This window comes from Streptomyces sp. NPDC053513, from assembly GCF_044544765.1.
GTDB classification, from domain to species: Bacteria; Actinomycetota; Actinomycetes; order Streptomycetales; family Streptomycetaceae; genus Streptomyces; species Streptomyces litmocidini.
In genome coordinates this window covers 53716-71078 of record NZ_JBITXP010000019.1, presented here as the reverse complement: position 1 = coordinate 71078, position 17363 = coordinate 53716, and the positions used below count along the sequence as shown (strand labels likewise).

Below are 17363 nucleotides of genomic sequence, written 5' to 3'. Positions count from 1 at the left end.
CCCCGCCAGTAGGGTGGTGACCATGGCAGACCCCTCCAGCTACCGCCCCAAGCCGGGTCAGATCCCCGACTCCCCGGGGGTCTACAAGTTCCGCGACGAGCACCGCCGGGTGATCTACGTGGGGAAGGCGAAGTCCCTGCGTCAGCGGCTGGCGAACTACTTCCAGCCGCTCACGAGTCTGCACCCGCGCACGGCCACCATGGTGACGACGGCCGCCTCCGTGGAGTGGACGGTGGTGTCCACCGAGGTCGAGGCGCTGCAGCTGGAGTACTCCTGGATCAAGGAGTTCGATCCCCGGTTCAACGTGAAGTACCGGGACGACAAGAGCTATCCCTACCTCGCCGTCACCATGAACGAGGAGTTTCCGCGCGTCCAGGTCATGCGCGGGCACAAGAAGAAGGGCGTGCGCTACTTCGGGCCGTACGCGCACGCGTGGGCGATCCGCGAGACCGTCGACCTGATGCTGCGGGTGTTCCCCGTGCGGACGTGCTCGGCGGGGGTCTTCAGGAACGCCGCGTCCGCCGGACGCCCCTGCCTCCTCGGCTACATCGGCAAGTGCTCGGCGCCCTGCGTCGGCCGGGTCACGCCCGAGGAGCACCGCGAACTGGCCGAGGACTTCAGCGCCTTCATGGCCGGCCGCACCGGCACGTACATCCGCCGGCTCGAGAAGCAGATGACGATCGCGGCCGAGGACATGGAGTACGAGAAGGCCGCCCGGCTCCGCGACGACATCGAGGCCCTGCGCCGGGCCATGGAGAAGAACGCGGTCGTCCTCGCCGACGCCACCGACGCCGACCTGATCGCCCTCGCCGAGGACGAGCTGGAGGCGGCGGTGCAGATCTTCCACGTGCGCGGCGGCCGCGTCCGGGGCCAGCGCGGCTGGATCACGGACAAGGTCGAGGCCGTCGACACGGCGGGGCTCGTGGAGCACGCCCTCCAGCAGCTGTACGGCGAGGAGAGCGGCGACGCGGTCCCCAAGGAGGTCCTGGTCCCGGCGCTCCCCGAGGACACGGAGGCCGTCTCCGCCTGGCTCTCCGGCCGCCGCGGGTCCCTCGTCTCGCTGCGCGTCCCGCAGCGCGGCGACAAGAAGGACCTGATGGAGACGGTCGCGCGCAACGCCCAGCAGGCGCTCGTGCTGCACAAGACCAAGCGGGCCGGCGACCTGACCACCCGCTCCCGGGCCCTGGAGGAGATCGCCGAGGCCCTGGACCTGGACTCGGCGCCGCTGCGGATCGAGTGCTTCGACGTCTCGCACCTCCAGGGCGAGGACGTCGTCGCCTCGATGGTCGTCTTCGAGGACGGGCTGCCGAGGAAGAGCGAGTACCGCCGCTTCCAGATCAAGGGCTTCGAGGGGCAGGACGACGTCCGGTCCATGCACGAGGTGATCAGCCGCCGCTTCAAGCGCTACCTCGCGGAGAAGGACCGTACGGGGGAGTGGGGCCCTGCCGGAGACGGTGAGGTCCCCGTCGGCGGTGAGGTCCCCGCGGAGGACGCCCAGGACGACGGGCGGCCCAAGCGCTTCGCGTACCCGCCGCAGCTCGTCGTCGTCGACGGCGGGCAGCCGCAGGTCGCCGCGGCCCGCCGCGCCCTCGACGAGCTCGGCATCGACGACGTCGCGGTCTGCGGCCTCGCCAAGCGCCTGGAGGAGGTCTGGCTGCCCGGCGACGACGACCCGGTGGTGCTGCCCCGCTCCAGCGAGGGCCTCTATCTGCTCCAGCGGGTGCGTGACACGGCTCACGACTTCGCCATCCGCTACCAGCGGTCCAAGCGGACCAAACGCCTCCGGACCAGCCCGCTCGACGCCGTCCCCGGCCTCGGCGAGTCGCGCAAGCAGGCCTTGATCAAGCATTTCGGCTCGGTGAAGCGGCTGAAGCAGGCGACAATCGAGCAGATCTGTGAGGTCCCCGGCTTCGGCCGGAAGACCGCGGAGGCGGTCGCCGTGGCCCTGGCCCAGGCGGCCCCCGCCGCACCCGCCGTGAACACGGCCACAGGAGAGATCATGGAAGACGACGGGGGCACCACAGCATGACCGAGCGCCACGCGCACGACGAGCACGACCGAGAAGACGGAGCAGGACACGTGAGTACGGGCACGAAGGAGACCCCCGGCGACAACGGCGCCGAGGCGGCCATTCCCGAACTGGTGATCATCTCCGGCATGTCCGGAGCGGGCCGTTCCACCGCGGCGAAGTGTCTGGAGGACCTCGGCTGGTTCGTCGTGGACAACCTGCCGCCCGCCCTGATCCCCACCATGGTGGAGCTCGGCGCCCGCTCCCAGGGCAACGTCGCCCGGATCGCCGTCGTCGTGGACGTCCGCGGCCGGCAGTTCTTCGACAACCTCAGGGAGTCCCTCGCCGACCTGGACGCCAAGCAGGTCACCCGCCGGGTCGTCTTCCTGGAGTCCTCCGACGAGGCCCTGGTCCGGCGCTTCGAGTCGGTCCGCAGGCCGCACCCGCTCCAGGGCGACGGCCGCATCACCGACGGCATCGCCGCCGAGCGCGACCTGCTGCGCGAGCTGCGCGGCGACGCCGACCTGGTGATCGACACCTCCAGCCTCAACGTCCACGAGCTGCGCGCCAAGATGGACGCCCAGTTCGCCGGCGACGAGGAGCCCGAGCTGCGGGCCACCGTGATGTCCTTCGGCTTCAAGTACGGCCTGCCGGTCGACGCCGACCTCGTCGTCGACATGCGCTTCCTGCCGAACCCGCACTGGGTCCCCGAGCTGCGCCCCTTCACCGGCCTCAACGAGGAGGTCTCGAACTACGTCTACAACCAGCCGGGCGCCAAGGAGTTCCTCGACCGCTACACGGAGCTCCTCCAGCTGATCGCCGCGGGCTACCGCCGCGAGGGCAAGCGGTACGTGACCATCGCCGTGGGCTGCACGGGTGGCAAGCACCGCTCCGTGGCCACCGCCGAACGTCTCGCCGCCCGCCTCGCCTCCGAAGGGGTCGAGACCGTCGTCGTCCACCGGGACATGGGGCGCGAGTGAAGCCGTACCGTCGGCGTGCCTCCACCCTCGCGGTGCGGCGTACGCTCCGCAGGCGCGGCGCCCAGCCCAAGGTGGTCGCGCTCGGCGGCGGCATGGGCCTGTCGGCCTCCCTCGCCGCGCTCCGCCGGATCACCGGCGACCTCACCGCCGTCGTCACCGTCGCCGACGACGGGGGCTCCAGCGGCCGGCTCCGGGAGGAGCTCGGCGTGCTGCCCCCGGGCGACCTGCGCAAGGCGCTCGCCGCCCTCTGCGGCGACGACGACTGGGGCCAGACCTGGGCCCGGGTGATCCAGCACCGCTTCCAGTCCAAGGGCGAGATGGGCGGCCACGCCGTCGGCAACCTGCTGATCGTCGCCCTCTGGGAGCAGCTCGGCGACCCCGTGCAGGCCCTCGACCTGGTCGGCCGGCTGCTCGGCGCCCAGGGCCGGGTGCTGCCCATGTCCGCCGTGCCCCTGGAGCTCCAGGCCCTGGTCAGGGGCCACGACCCGGAGCGGCCGGACGACGTGGACACGGTGTGCGGCCAGGCGACCGTGGCGCTCACCCCGGGCGAGGTGCAGTCCGTGCACCTCGTGCCGAACGACCCGCCGGCCGTGCCCGAGGCGGTCGCGGCGGTCCTGGACGCGGACTGGGTGGTCCTCGGCCCCGGCTCCTGGTTCTCCTCGGTGATCCCGCACCTCCTGGTCCCCGAGCTCCTCGACGCCCTGGTCGAGACGAAGGCCCGGAAGGTGCTCTCGCTGAACCTCGCGCCGCAGCCCGGAGAAACCGAGGGCTTCTCCCCGCAGCGTCATTTGGAGGTTTTGGGACGACACGCCCCTAAACTCGCCCTGGACGTGGTGCTGGCCGACGAGGCCGCCGTGCCCGACGTGCCAGCGAGGGAACCCCTCGTCGACGCCGCCAAGCGGCTCGGCGCCGCGGTCGAGCTGGCGCCGGTGGCCCGACCCGACGGCTCCGCGAAGCATGACCCGGAGCTGTTGGCCGCCGCGTACGACCGTATTTTTCGGATGCATGGAAGGATCGGCCCATGGCGATGACGGCAGCGGTGAAGGACGAGATCTCCCGGCTCCCCGTCACCCGGACCTGCTGCAGGAAGGCAGAGGTCTCGTCGATCCTGCGGTTCGCGGGCGGGCTGCACCTGGTGAGCGGCCGCATCGTGATCGAGGCGGAGCTCGACACCGCGATGGCGGCCCGCCGCCTCAAGCGGGACATCCTGGAGATCTTCGGGCACAGCTCCGAGCTGATCGTGATGGCCCCGGGCGGGCTGCGGCGCGGCTCGCGCTTCGTGGTGCGGGTGGTGGCCGGAGGCGACCAGCTGGCCCGGCAGACGGGTCTCGTGGACGGCCGCGGCCGCCCCATCCGGGGCCTTCCCCCGCAGGTGGTCTCCGGGGCCACCTGTGACGCCGAGGCCGCCTGGCGCGGCGCGTTCCTCGCGCACGGCTCGCTGACCGAGCCCGGCCGCTCCTCCTCCCTGGAGGTGACCTGCCCGGGCCCGGAGGCCGCTCTCGCCCTGGTCGGCGCGGCCCGCCGGCTCTCCATCGCGGCGAAGGCCCGCGAGGTCCGGGGCGTGGACCGGGTCGTCGTCCGCGACGGCGACGCGATCGGCGCCCTGCTCACCCGGCTCGGCGCGCACGAGTCGGTGCTCGCCTGGGAGGAGCGGCGGATGCGGCGCGAGGTCCGCGCCACCGCCAACCGCCTGGCCAACTTCGACGACGCCAACCTGCGCCGCTCGGCCCGTGCCGCCGTCGCCGCCGGCGCCCGGGTGCAGCGCGCCCTGGAGATCCTCGGCGAGGAGGTGCCCGAGCACCTCGCCGCGGCGGGCCGGCTCCGCATGGAGCACAAGCAGGCCTCCCTGGAGGAGCTGGGCGCGCTCGCCGACCCGCCGCTGACCAAGGACGCGGTGGCCGGCCGGATCCGCCGGCTGCTCGCGATGGCCGACAAGCGGGCGCAGGACCTGGGCATCCCCGGGACCGAGTCCAACCTGACGGAGGAGCTCGACGACAGCCTCGTCGGCTGACCGGATCCGCCGACCGTACGGAGCCCTCGTACGGCGAGCCCGTACGAGAAGCTCGTACGGAACCGTGAACTCCACGCTGCCGGTGCCTTTCTGAGGCACCGGCAGCTTTTTCGTGCACCCCGCGAGGCACCCTTGACAGTCCCATGGGCGCCCAAGAGCCTGGCGTCTGTTCACCTTCGAGACGGACAACAGCAAGGGGGGCACATGAGACGCAGAGCGAGATCGATCCTCGCCGCGGCTTCACTGCTGATCGCGGGAGTGGCGGCGGCACCCGTCGCCGGAGCACAGCCGAACGACCGGGACGGCGGCGACGCCCTCTCCGTGTGGCGGGCCCAGGTCACCCAGGAGCAGGTCCCGCTGCTCCTGGAGGCCGGCGCCGACGCCCATGAACTCACCGAGCAGGTCCCGGCGAAGGGCTCCGCGACGGTCGAGCTCTTCCTCACCGGCCGGCAGGCCGGGCGGCTGCGCGGCCAGGGCGTCGAGATCGCCGAGCACCACCTCACCGCCCAGGCCGAGAAGCGGGTGGCCGCCGCGGGGGACGGCGTCTTCCGCCCGTACGGCGGACCGAACGGCCTCAAGCAGGAGATCCTGGACACCGCACGGGCCGACCCCGGCCTGACCAAGGTCGTCTCCATCGGCAAGACCCTCAAGGGCCAGGACATCCTCGCCCTCAAGCTGACCAAGGGCGCGCGGAAGACCGAGGACGGCTCGAAGCCCGCCACGCTGTACATGTCCAACCAGCACGCGCGCGAGTGGATCACCCCGGAGATGACCCGGCGGCTGATGCACTACTACCTCGACAACTACGGCAAGGACGAGCGGATCACCCGCATCGTCGACTCCACCGAGCTGTGGTTCGTGCTCTCCGCCAACCCGGACGGCTACGACTACACGCACGCCGACCCCGCCCACCGCCAGTGGCGGAAGAACCTCCGCGACAACGACGGGGACGGGAAGCTCGGCCCCGGCGACGGCGTCGACCTCAACCGCAACTTCGCCTACAAGTGGGGCTACGACGACGAGGGGTCGTCCCCCGACCCCACCGACGAGACCTTCCGCGGCAAGGGCCCCATGTCGGAGCCCGAGACGAGGGCCCTCGACGCCTTCCAGAAGCGCATCGGCTTCGCGTACGGCGTCAACTACCACTCGGCCGCCCAGCTCCTGCTGTACGGCGTCGGCTGGCAGGTCGCCACCGACACCCCCGACGACGTGGCCCTCAAGGCCCTCGCCGGCACCCCGCAGAAGTCCGCCGTGCCCGGCTACCGCCCGCAGGTCTCCTCGGAGCTGTACATCACCAACGGCGAGGCGGACGGACACGCCGCCAACGTCAACGGGATGCAGATGTTCACCCCGGAGATGTCGACCTGCGCCACCGCCTCCCGCGTCGACCCGAACGACGCCTGGAACCCGGCCGACTGCGCCTCCGTCTTCACCTTCCCGGACGACGAGAAGCTGATCCAGGCCGAGTTCGCCAAGAACATCCCCTTCGCGCTGGCCGTCGCCGAGACCTCCGCCCACCCGGACCGGCCCGTCTCCCCGGTCGGCATCGACGCCCCCGACCTCACCCCGAAGGCCTTCACCACCTCCTACGCCCGGGGCCAGGGGCAGCAGGTCGCCGTCACCGCGCGCAAGTCGCTGCGCGGCAAGACCCTCACGTACCGGATCAACGGCGGCCGCCCCCACAGCGAGAAGCTGGAGGCCTGGAAGGGCGGCGAGACCTTCGGAGGGGACGACAACCTCTACTTCGACGAGTACCGCGCCGAGGTCGAGGGAGCCCGTCCCGGCGACTCCGTCGAGGTCCGGTTCACCGCCCGCACCCGCGAGGGCCGCGCCACCTCCTCCGCCCCCTTCACCTACAAGGTGGCCGAGCGTCCCCGCGGCGACGTGCTCGTCCTCGCCGACGAGGGCGGCACCGCCGCCGCCCGGCACGCCGCCGAGTACGTGAAGGCGCTCGCCGACAACGGCCGCGGGGCCGCCGTTTGGGACGTCGCCACCCAGGGCGCCCCGGACGCCCTCGGCGTGCTCTCCCACTTCCGCACCGTCGTCTGGTACACCGGCGCCGAACGCCCCTCCGGGGACGCCCAGCTCGCCGTCCGCGCCTACCTCAACGAGGGCGGCAAGCTGATCAACGCCGGTGAGAAGTCCGGCGGGCTCACCCAGATCGGCCGGGCCGAGTCCAACGACTTCGCCCAGTACTACCTCGGCGCCTACCACCGCGCGGGCCTCAAGAACCCGCCCGCCTTCGCCGGCACGGGCGCCTTCGCGGGCGTCGGCGCGACGCTCGGCGCCGCCGCCGACAACCCGCTGGACAACGCGGGCGCGTACACCGTCACTTCGGACACCCTGAAGCCGGAGCAGTTCCCGCAGTTCGCGAGCAGCGCCCCGGCCGGCGACTACCCGGGCATCCGCACCCCCTTCGAACCCGCCGAGGGATCGAGCTTCGCGGCCGTCAAGCACGCCGACGACACCTGGGCCCGGCTCGCCAGGACCGTCGACCTCACCGGCACCGCCGCCGCCTCGCAGCCCCGCCTGGACTTCCAGGTCAGCTACGACACCGAGCCCGGCTACGACAACCTCGTCGTCGAGGCCCACACCGTCGGCCAGGACGACTGGACGACGCTGCCCGACCTCAACGGCGGCACCTCCGCCGAGCCCCCGGCCGACTGCGGCGAGGGCTACTACGTCCGCGGCCACCCCTTCCTCGCCCACTACCTCACCGTCGGCGAGGACGGCTGCGCGCCCACCGGCACCACCGGCTCCTGGAACGCCTTCACCGGCCCCTCCAACGGCTGGCGGCAGGCCTCCGTCGACCTGAGCGCCTGGGCGGGCAAGAAGGTCGAGCTCTCGATCTCGTACGTCTCCGACCCCGGTACGGGCGAGACGGGCGCCTTCGTCGACGACATCCGGCTCCGCACCGGCGCCACCACCGAGACGGAGGGCTTCGAGGCCTCCCTCGGCGCCTGGTCCGCACCGGGCGCCCCGGCCGGCAGCCCCGGCAACGCCTCCGACTGGACGCGCTCCGCGGCGCTCTTCCACTCCCGGGCGGCGGTCACCACGCGTGACACCGTCCTCCTCGGCTACGGCCTGGAGCACGTGCCCGGCGCGGCGGAGCGCGCACGGGTCGTCGGCCGCGCCCTGGAGGCGCTCCGGCGCTGACGGAGAGTAGCGGGGACAAAGGTCCCAAGGCGGCCCGTACCCGGCGGTAGGGGCGGGCCGTCGGCCGTTTTTCCATACTTTCCGGGCTCATCCGGATGTGCAGGATGTCACTCACCGGCGGTGGGAGAGGTAGGGTCGTAAGCGGTCGGGGACATCCCAAAAACAAAAATCTCGCCGGCGTCGAACACACCGGCGTACCTAACGAGGAGATCGGTTCGTGACGATCCGCGTAGGCATCAACGGCTTTGGCCGCATCGGCCGGAACTACTTCCGCGCGCTCCTTGAGCAGGGTGCCGACATCGAGGTCGTGGCAGTCAACGACCTGGGTGACACCGCGACCACCGCACACCTGCTCAAGTACGACACCATCCTGGGCCGCCTCAAGGCCGAGGTGACCCACACCGCCGACACCATCACCGTCGACGGCCACACCATCAAGGTGCTGTCCGAGCGCGACCCGGCCGACATCCCCTGGGGCGACCTGGGCGTCGACATCGTCATCGAGTCGACCGGCATCTTCACGAAGAGGGCGGACGCCGCGAAGCACCTCGCCGGCGGCGCCAAGAAGGTCCTCATCTCGGCTCCGGCCACCGACGAGGACATCACCATCGTCATGGGCGTCAACCAGGACAAGTACGACCCGGCGCAGCACGACGTCATCTCCAACGCGTCCTGCACCACCAACTGCGTCGCGCCGATGGCCAAGGTCCTCGACGAGAACTTCGGCATCGTCAAGGGCCTGATGACCACGGTCCACGCCTACACCAACGACCAGCGCATCCTGGACTTCCCGCACAAGGACCTGCGCCGCGCCCGCGCCGCCGCGGAGAACATCATCCCGACCACGACGGGCGCCGCCAAGGCCACCGCCCTGGTCCTCCCGCAGCTCAAGGGCAAGCTCGACGGCATCGCCATGCGCGTCCCGGTCCCGACCGGCTCCGCCACCGACCTGGTCGTCACCCTCGACCGCGAGGTCACCAAGGACGAGGTCAACGCCGCGTTCAAGAAGGCCGCCGACGACGGCGACCTCAAGGGAATCCTCTTCTACACCGAGGACCCGATCGTCTCCTCGGACATCGTCAGCGACCCGGCGTCCTGCACCTTCGACGCCTCCCTGACAATGGTCCAGGAGGGCAGCACGGTCAAGATCCTCGGCTGGTACGACAACGAGTGGGGCTACTCCAACCGTCTCGTCGACCTCACCGTCTTCGTCGGCGGCCGGCTCTAAGCTCTAGGGTTCAGGGCAGGTTTTCGATGTGAGCAGGGCTCGGGCAGCGCAATGCCGCGCTGTGCGAGCCCTGTTTGTGTGCTCCACCGCGTACCAAGGAGTCTGTTAACAGATGAAGACGATCGACGAGCTTCTCCACGAGGGCGTCGAAGGAAAGCGCGTGTTTGTCCGCGCCGACCTCAACGTGCCGCTCGACGGCACCACCATCACCGACGACGGCCGCATCCGCGCCGTCGTCCCCACGATCAAGGCGCTGGCCGACGCCGGCGCCCGCGTCGTGGTCGCCTCGCACCTGGGCCGCCCCAAGGGCGCCCCGGACCCGGCGTTCTCGCTCGCCCCGGCCGCCGCGCGCCTCGGCGAACTGCTCGGCGCCGAGGTGGCCTTCGCGACCGACACCGTCGGCGACTCCGCCAGGGCGGCCGTCGCCGGCCTCGCGAACGGCGAGGTGGCCGTCGTCGAGAACCTCCGCTTCAACGCCGGCGAGACCTCGAAGGACGACGCCGAGCGCGGCGCCTTCGCGGACCAGCTGGCCGCCCTCGCCGACCTGTACGTCGGCGACGGCTTCGGAGCCGTGCACCGCAAGCACGCCTCGGTCTTCGACCTCCCGGCGCGCCTCCCGCACGCCGCCGGCCACCTCATCGCCACCGAGGTCGGCGTCCTGAAGAAGCTCACCGAGGACGTCCGGCGGCCGTACGTGGTCGTGCTCGGCGGTGCCAAGGTCTCCGACAAGCTCGGCGTGATCGACCACCTCCTGGAGAAGGCCGACCGCATCCTCATCGGCGGCGGCATGGCGTACACCTTCCTCAAGGCCCAGGGCCACGAGGTCGGCATCTCGCTGCTCCAGGAGGACCAGATCCCGGCGGTCCTGGAGTACCTGAAGCGCGCCGAGGCGCGCGGCGTGGAGTTCGTGCTCCCCGTCGACGTCCTGGTCTCGCCCGACTTCCCGGACCTGAAGACCAAGGCTCCGGCCAACCCCACCACGGTCGCCGCGGACGCCATTCCGGCCGACCAGGAGGGCCTGGACATCGGTCCGGAGACCCGCAAGCTCTACGCCTCGAAGCTCGCCGACGCGGCCACCGTCTTCTGGAACGGCCCCATGGGCGTCTTCGAGCACCCCGACTACGCCGAGGGCACCAAGGCCGTCGCCCAGGCGCTCGTCGACTCCCCGGCCTTCACGGTGGTGGGCGGTGGCGACTCCGCCGCGGCCGTGCGCACCCTGGGCTTCGACGAGAACGCATTCGGACACATCTCGACCGGCGGCGGAGCCTCCCTCGAATACCTCGAGGGCAAGAAGCTCCCCGGCCTCGTCGCACTGGAGGACTGAACACCCGTGAGCACCCGCACCCCGCTGATGGCGGGCAACTGGAAGATGAACCTCAACCACCTGGAGGCCATCGCCCACGTCCAGAAGCTCGCCTTCGCCCTGACCGACAAGGACTACGACGCCTGTGAGGTCGCGGTCCTGGTCCCCTTCACCGACCTGCGGTCCGTCCAGACCCTGGTCGACGGTGACAAGCTCAAGATCAAGTACGGCGCCCAGGACATCTCGGAGCACGACTCCGGCGCCTACACCGGCGAGGTCTCGGGCCTGATGCTGTCCAAGCTGAAGTGCGCCTACGTCGCCGTCGGCCACTCCGAGCGCCGCCAGTACCACGCCGAGAACGACGAGGTCTGCAACGCCAAGGTGAAGGCCGCCTTCAAGCACGGCGTGACCCCGATCCTCTGCGTCGGCGAGGGCCTGGACGTCCGCAAGGCGGGCAACCAGGTCGAGTACACCCTGGCCCAGGTCGACGGCGGTCTGAAGGACGTCCCGGCCGAGCAGGCCGAGACGATCGTGATCGCGTACGAGCCGGTGTGGGCCATCGGCACCGGCGAGGTCGCCACCCCCGAGGACGCCCAGGAGGTCTGCGGGGCGATCCGCGGCCGCCTCGCGGAGCTGTACTCGCAGGAGCTGGCCGACAAGGTCCGCATCCAGTACGGCGGCTCGGTCAAGGCCGGAAACGTCGCCGCGATCATGGCGCAGCCGGACGTCGACGGCGCCCTGGTGGGCGGCGCCGCGCTGGACGCCGACGAGTTCGTCAAGATCGTGCGCTTCCGCGACCAGTGAGTATGCGGTAGCGGAGTTACGTCGTACCCTTGCGGGGGTCGGGCAGGTGCCCGGCCCCCGTCCGTATAAGTCCGAGGAAGTTGGTCCAGCCGTGGTTATGGGGTTCTCGATCGCCCTGATCGTCTTCAGCGCGCTGCTGATGCTGCTCGTGCTGATGCACAAGGGAAAGGGCGGCGGCCTCTCCGACATGTTCGGAGGCGGCATGCAGTCCTCCGTCGGCGGCTCCTCGGTCGCCGAGCGGAACCTGGACCGGATCACGGTCGTGGTCGGTCTGTGCTGGTTCGCCTGCATCGTGGTGCTTGGTCTGCTGATGAAGTTGGACGGGTAACTCCAATCACTGGACGCGCGTTGGGCCTTACGTAGACTGGGGCATCTTCGAGCACCATCACGCAGGGAGTTACGACCGTGGCAAGTGGCAACGCGATCCGGGGAAGCCGGGTCGGAGCGGGGCCGATGGGGGAGGCCGAGCGGGGCGAGTCGGCACCGCGCCTCCGCATCTCCTTCTGGTGCTCGAACGGGCACGAGACGCAGCCGAGCTTCGCCAGCGACGCGGCGGTCCCGGACACCTGGGACTGCCCGCGCTGCGGCTTCCCGGCGGGCCAGGACCGGGACAACCCGCCGGACCCGCCGCGCACGGAGCCGTACAAGACCCACCTCGCCTATGTGCGTGAACGGCGCAGCGACGCGGACGGCGAGGCGATCCTCGCCGAGGCGCTCGCCAAGCTGCGCGGCGAGATCTGAAGCGTGGTGTGACGGTGTGACGAACGGGCCTTGCCCGCGAACTCGGTTCGCGGGCAAGGCCCGTTCGTGCGTCACCGGCGGGCACCCGCCGGACGCGCGGCGTTGTCAGTGGCGTCCCCTACGGTCGGTACGACGGGGAGACCACCGGACCGAGGGGGCGCCGTGGCGGCGACGGAGGCAGTGGGCGGCGGCAGGGCCGCGCCCACCTGGCGGGGCGGCTTCGGACGGCTGTGGACGGCCGCGGTCGTCTCCCGGTTCGGCGACTCGCTGCGCACCGCCGCGCTGCCGCTGCTCGCCGCCTCGCTCACCGACGACCCCTTCCTCATCGCCTCGGTCACCGCCTGCGGCTTCCTGCCCTGGCTGCTCTTCGGACTCCTCGGCGGCGCCGTCGCCGACCGGGTCGACCAGCGGCGGGCCATGTGGGCCGTCGACCTCGTCCGCGCCGGACTCGTCGCCGCCTTCGCCGCCGCCGTCGCCCTCGGACACGCCTCCGTCGCCCTGCTGCTCGCCCTCGCCTTCGCCCTCACCACCCTCCAGACCCTCTTCGACAACGCGGCCACCGCCCTGCTGCCCGCGCTCGTCCCCGCCGAGACCCTGGCCGGGGCCAACGCGCGCCTCATGACCGGCCAGCAGCTCGCCGGCGGTCTCCTCGCCGGGCCCGTCGTGCCCGTCCTGCTCCTCGCCGGGGCCGCCGTCCCGTACGCGGCCGACGCGCTCACGTACGTCCTGGCCGCGCTCCTCGTCGCCTCCCTGCGGACCGGGGCGCCCGAGCGGCCGCCCCGCCCGGCCGGCTCCACCCTCCGCGCCGAGACGGCCCGGGGCCTCGCCGTCCTGCGCGCGGACCGTCTCCTGCGCCGGCTCTGCGCCGCGACCACCCTCTGCAACATCGGCATGGGCGCCCTCATCGCCACCCTCGTCGTCCACGTGACCGACGGCCGCCCGGCGGGAACCGAGGGGAACACGGCGTACGCCGCCACGATCACGGCCTATGCCCTGGGCGCCGTCGCCGGCGGCTTCGCGGCCCGGCGGATCGCCGAGCGGACCGGACGGATACGCGCCGTGTTCCTCGCCGGGACCGTCCAGACCGCCTGCCTGGTCCTGATGGGCGCGGTGCCCGTCCTCGGGGTATCGATCGGGGCCATGGCGGTGTTCGGCCTCATGGGGACGGTGTGGAACGTCCAGCAGACGACCCTGATGCAGGAGCGCGCCCCCGAGGGGATGCTCGGCCGCGTCGCCGCGGCCTTCCGCACCCTCGCCGTCGCGGGCGCGCCGCTCGGCGCACTCCTCGGCGGCGCCGCGGCGGCCGGCCTGGGACCGCACACACCGGCCCTCCTCGCGGCGGCGCTGTTCGCGCTCGCCGTCGCGTCGCTGGGCCCCCTGATCAATTAGGTTGGGGGTGCAGCGGGGCAGACAAGCAGTACGAGAAGAAGTGGGCGATGTCCGAGATGACAAGCGAAGGCCGCAACAGGCTCAACCGGCTGCCCGAGTGGGCGGCCCTCGGCAAGCACCGTGAGCAGCTGGGCGACACCCATCTGCGCGAACTGTTCGCCGCCGACCCGGCGCGGGGCAACGACTACACCCTGCGCGTCGGCGACCTCCACCTGGACTACTCCAAGCACCTCGTCACCGGCGAGACGCTGACCCTGCTGCGCGAACTGGCCGCCGTGACCGGCGTCGCCGAGCTCCGCGACGCCATGTTCCGCGGCGAGAAGATCAACACCACCGAGGACCGGGCGGTGCTCCACACCGCGCTGCGCGCCCCCCGCGGGGCCGTCATCGAGGTCGACGGGGAGAACGTCGTCCCCGGCGTCCACGCCGTCCTCGACAAGATGGCCGCCTTCGCCGACAAGGTCCGCGCGGGCGAGTGGACCGGCCACACCGGACGGCCCGTCAAGAACATCGTCAACATCGGCATCGGCGGCTCCGACCTCGGTCCCGCCATGGCCTACGAGGTCCTGCGCTCCTACACCCGACGGGACCTGACGTTCCGTTTCGTCTCCAACGTCGACGGCGCCGACCTCCACGAGGCCGTCCGCGACCTCGACCCCGCCGAGACGCTCTTCGTCGTCGCCTCGAAGACCTTCACCACCATCGAGACGATCACCAACGCCACCTCCGCGCGGAACTGGCTCCTCACCGAGCTGCGCGCCGGCCAGGAGGCCGTCGCCAAGCACTTCGTGGCCCTCTCGACCAACGCCGAGAAGGTCGAGGAGTTCGGCATCGACACCGCGAACATGTTCGAGTTCTGGGACTGGGTCGGCGGCCGCTACTCCTACGACTCGGCCATCGGCCTCTCCCTGATGATCGCCATCGGCCCGGAGCGCTTCCGCGAGATGCTCGACGGCTTCCACCTCGTCGACGAGCACTTCCGCACCGCCCCGCCCGAGGAGAACGCGCCGCTGCTCCTCGGCCTCCTCGGCGTCTGGTACGGCGCCTTCTTCGACGCCCAGTCGCACGCCGTCCTGCCGTACTCCCACTACCTGTCCAAGTTCACCGCCTACCTCCAGCAGCTCGACATGGAGTCCAACGGCAAGTCGGTGGACCGCGAGGGCAACCGGGTCGACTGGCAGACCGGACCCGTCGTCTGGGGCACCCCCGGGACCAACGGCCAGCACGCCTACTACCAGTTGATCCACCAGGGCACCAAGGTCATCCCCGCCGACTTCATCGGCTTCGCCCGCCCCGTCGAGGACCTGCTTCCCGGCCTCGTCGCCCAGCACGACCTGCTCATGGCCAACTTCTTCGCCCAGACCCAGGCCCTCGCCTTCGGCAAGACGCCGGAGGAGGTACGGGCCGAGGGCGTCGCCGAGGACCTCGTCCCGCACAAGACCTTCCAGGGCAACCACCCGACCACCACGATCCTCGCCGACGCGCTCACCCCGTCCGTCCTCGGCCAGCTGATCGCGCTCTACGAGCACAAGGTCTTCGTCCAGGGCGCCATCTGGAACATCGACTCCTTCGACCAGTGGGGCGTCGAGCTCGGCAAGGTCCTCGCCAAGAAGATCGAACCGGTCCTGACGAAGGGCGAGGGCGCCGAGCAGCTCGACAGCTCCACCGCCGGACTCGTCTCGGTCTACCGCTCGCTGCGCGGACGCTGATCGGATGAGAGGGGAGGACACGGTGCGGCTGCGGCCGCCCAGGAACGCCGTCGACGAGCGGGCCGTCGCCTGGTGGCGCAGCCGGCTCCTGGCGGGCACCGCCGCACCGGTGGCGGTGCTCGCCGCCCTCGGCGCGTTCCTCGGGCCCGCCCGGCCCTGGCTGCTGCTCGCGGCCGGTGCCGTGGCGGCCCTGGGCCTCGCCTGCACCGCGGTCCTCCCCTCCTGGTGGTTCCGGGTGCACCGCTGGGAGGTCACCGACGAGGCCGTCTACGTGCGCACCGGCGCCCTGTGGCAGGAGTGGCGGATCGCCCCGATGTCCCGGATCCAGACGGTCGACACCGTGCGCGGCCCGCTGGAGCAGACGTTCCGGCTCGCCACCGTCACCGTCACCACCGCCTCCTCCAAGGGGGCGATCCGCATCGGGGGCCTGGACCACGAGCTCGCCGCCGACCTCGCCGAACGGCTCACCGCGCTCACCCGGGCCACCCCCGGGGACGCCACGTGACCGAGGAGTGGCGGCGGCTCGACCCGCGCACCCTGATCGCCGGCGCCGTCGTCCTCTGCGGAGTGGCCGGCGGCGCGGCCCTCCCGGCCGTGGCCGGCCTTTTGAGCGGCGGGTCCCTGAGACAGGCCTTCGTCTGGGTCCTCTCGGGCGTCGTCCTGCTCGTCCTGGTCGGCACGGTCGCCGACTGGGTCCGGCTGCGCCGCACCCGCTACCGCGTCGGCCCCGAGAGGGTCGACCTCCACACCGGGCTCCTGCTGCTCAAGCACCGCTCCCTGGCCCGGGAGCGGATCCGCAGCGTCGACCTCACCGCCAACCCCCTCCAGCGCGTCCTCGGCCTCGTCAAGGTCCGCATCGGCACCGGCGAGAACACCCTCGCCGGCGAGTCCACCCTCGAACTCGACCTGGTCACCCGCGTCGAGGGCGAGCGGCTCCGCCGGGAGCTCCTCGGCCGCACCGCCGCCGCCGGGGAGCCGGACCACGACGGCGTCCTGGCCGCCCTCGACCCGCGCTGGATCCGCTACGCCCCCGTCTCCTTCCTCGCCCCCGCCCTCGGCGGCGCCGCGGCCGGCGCCGTCCTCCAGGTCAGCGACTGGTTCGGCGCCCAGGCGGAGGTCGTCGACTGGATAGGCGACCGCTTCCGGAACACCTCCCTGACCTGGACGATCGTCGACCTGGTCCTGCTCGCCACCGCCGCCGGGACCGTCGGCGCCCTCGGGCTCTGGATCGAGATGTGGTGGAACTACCGCCTGGAGCGCGAGCCCGGCGGCACCCTCCGCGTCCGCCGGGGCCTGTTCACCGCCCGGTCGGTCACCCTCGAGGAGCGCCGGCTGCGCGGGATCGAGCTCGTCGAGCCGCTCGGCGTGCGGCTGTTCGGCGCCGCCCGCGTCGACGCCGTCGCCACCGGCCTCGCCGAGGACGACGAGGACAAGCACGCCGACCTGAAGAACCTGCTGCCCGCCGCTCCCCGGGAGCGCGCCGAGCGGGTCGCCGCCCTGGTGCTGCGCGAGCCGGAGCCGCCGACCGCGACGCCCCTCGCCGCCCATCCCCGGGCCGCCCGCGTCCGGCGGCTGCGGTGGGCCGCGTGGGGCGTCCTCGGCCCCGTCGCGCTCCTCGCCGCCCTCGGCCCGCTCCTCACGCCGGTCCTGCTGTACGTGGCGGCCGGCTGGGCCCTCCTCCTCGGACCGGTCGCCGTGCTGCTCGCCCTCGACGCGTACCGGTCCCTCGGGCACGGCGTCGGCGGCGGTTTCCTGGTGGCCCGTTCGGGCACCGTCCGGCGGACGACGGTCGCCCTGCAGCGCTCCGGCGTCATCGGCTGGACCGTCCGGCAGTCGTACTTCCAGCGCCGGGACGGGCTCCTGACGGTCACCGCCACCACGGCGGCCGGAGCGGGCGCCTACGCGGTGCGCGACGCGGGCGAGGGCCAGGGCCTCGCCTTCGCCGCCGAGGCCGTACCGGGGCTCCTCACGCCCTTCCTGGAGACGCCGGAGGCCCGGCCCACCGAGAGGTGAACCGGGCCTCCGTACAGGGAA

The 17363-nt window shown here is 72.0% G+C and carries 14 protein-coding genes; all 14 read left to right on the top strand.

What is annotated here, in order from left to right:
• Nucleotides 1-22: 22 nt before the first annotated feature.
• The 14 genes from uvrC to ACIGW4_RS27420 all read left to right on the top strand — a co-directional run bounded on the left by uvrC (nucleotide 23) and on the right by ACIGW4_RS27420 (nucleotide 17342).
• On the top strand, nucleotides 23-2029 hold the full coding sequence (gene uvrC / locus ACIGW4_RS27485; RefSeq protein WP_398711559.1) for an excinuclease ABC subunit UvrC: 2007 nt from the start codon (nucleotides 23-25) through the stop codon (nucleotides 2027-2029).
• On the top strand, nucleotides 2026-2988 hold the full coding sequence (gene rapZ, locus ACIGW4_RS27480; RefSeq protein ID WP_123451167.1) for an RNase adapter RapZ: 963 nt from the start codon (nucleotides 2026-2028) through the stop codon (nucleotides 2986-2988). Before uvrC ends, rapZ begins: the two co-directional genes overlap by 4 nt.
• Nucleotides 2985-4019, top strand: coding sequence for a uridine diphosphate-N-acetylglucosamine-binding protein YvcK (yvcK, locus tag ACIGW4_RS27475; protein WP_123451165.1), 1035 nt, complete (start codon nucleotides 2985-2987; stop codon nucleotides 4017-4019). The genes rapZ and yvcK overlap by 4 nt, the downstream gene beginning before the upstream one ends.
• Nucleotides 4010-4999, top strand: coding sequence for a DNA-binding protein WhiA (gene whiA / locus ACIGW4_RS27470; RefSeq protein WP_030205188.1), 990 nt, complete (start codon nucleotides 4010-4012; stop codon nucleotides 4997-4999). Before yvcK ends, whiA begins: the two co-directional genes overlap by 10 nt.
• A 204-nt stretch (nucleotides 5000-5203) precedes the next feature.
• Entirely contained in the window at nucleotides 5204-8155 is a 2952-nt protein-coding gene (locus tag ACIGW4_RS27465; protein WP_399583365.1) for a M14 family zinc carboxypeptidase, read from the top strand.
• Between the two features lie 217 nt (nucleotides 8156-8372).
• Complete coding sequence (gene gap, locus ACIGW4_RS27460; protein WP_093876669.1) at nucleotides 8373-9383, top strand: type I glyceraldehyde-3-phosphate dehydrogenase; 1011 nt, start codon at nucleotides 8373-8375, stop codon at nucleotides 9381-9383.
• A 112-nt stretch (nucleotides 9384-9495) separates the two neighbouring features.
• Nucleotides 9496-10707 carry a phosphoglycerate kinase gene (locus ACIGW4_RS27455; RefSeq protein ID WP_398711554.1) on the top strand — a complete coding sequence of 404 codons (1212 nt, stop codon included), beginning with the start codon at nucleotides 9496-9498 and terminating at the stop codon, nucleotides 10705-10707.
• Between the two features lie 6 nt (nucleotides 10708-10713).
• Complete coding sequence (tpiA, locus tag ACIGW4_RS27450; protein WP_123451159.1) at nucleotides 10714-11490, top strand: triose-phosphate isomerase; 777 nt, start codon at nucleotides 10714-10716, stop codon at nucleotides 11488-11490.
• A 97-nt stretch (nucleotides 11491-11587) separates the two neighbouring features.
• Nucleotides 11588-11818, top strand: a complete 231-nt coding sequence (gene secG / locus ACIGW4_RS27445) for a preprotein translocase subunit SecG (protein ID WP_030692491.1) — start codon at nucleotides 11588-11590, stop codon at nucleotides 11816-11818.
• 77 nt (nucleotides 11819-11895) lie between these two features.
• Entirely contained in the window at nucleotides 11896-12231 is a 336-nt protein-coding gene (locus ACIGW4_RS27440) for an RNA polymerase-binding protein RbpA (RefSeq protein ID WP_078908267.1), read from the top strand.
• Nucleotides 12232-12393: 162 nt separating this feature from the next.
• The gene (locus tag ACIGW4_RS27435; RefSeq protein ID WP_398711551.1) at nucleotides 12394-13620 is read left to right on the top strand and encodes an MFS transporter; all 1227 of its coding nucleotides are present in this window, start codon (nucleotides 12394-12396) and stop codon (nucleotides 13618-13620) included.
• A 47-nt stretch (nucleotides 13621-13667) separates the two neighbouring features.
• Nucleotides 13668-15329 (top strand): glucose-6-phosphate isomerase, encoded by a 1662-nt coding sequence (gene pgi / locus ACIGW4_RS27430; protein WP_398711549.1) that lies wholly within the window; start codon nucleotides 13668-13670, stop codon nucleotides 15327-15329.
• Nucleotides 15330-15333: 4 nt separating this feature from the next.
• Entirely contained in the window at nucleotides 15334-15834 is a 501-nt protein-coding gene (locus tag ACIGW4_RS27425) for a PH domain-containing protein (protein ID WP_123451155.1), read from the top strand.
• Nucleotides 15831-17342 (top strand): PH domain-containing protein, encoded by a 1512-nt coding sequence (locus tag ACIGW4_RS27420; protein WP_399583360.1) that lies wholly within the window; start codon nucleotides 15831-15833, stop codon nucleotides 17340-17342. Before ACIGW4_RS27425 ends, ACIGW4_RS27420 begins: the two co-directional genes overlap by 4 nt.
• The last annotated feature ends 21 nt before the right edge of the window (nucleotides 17343-17363 follow it).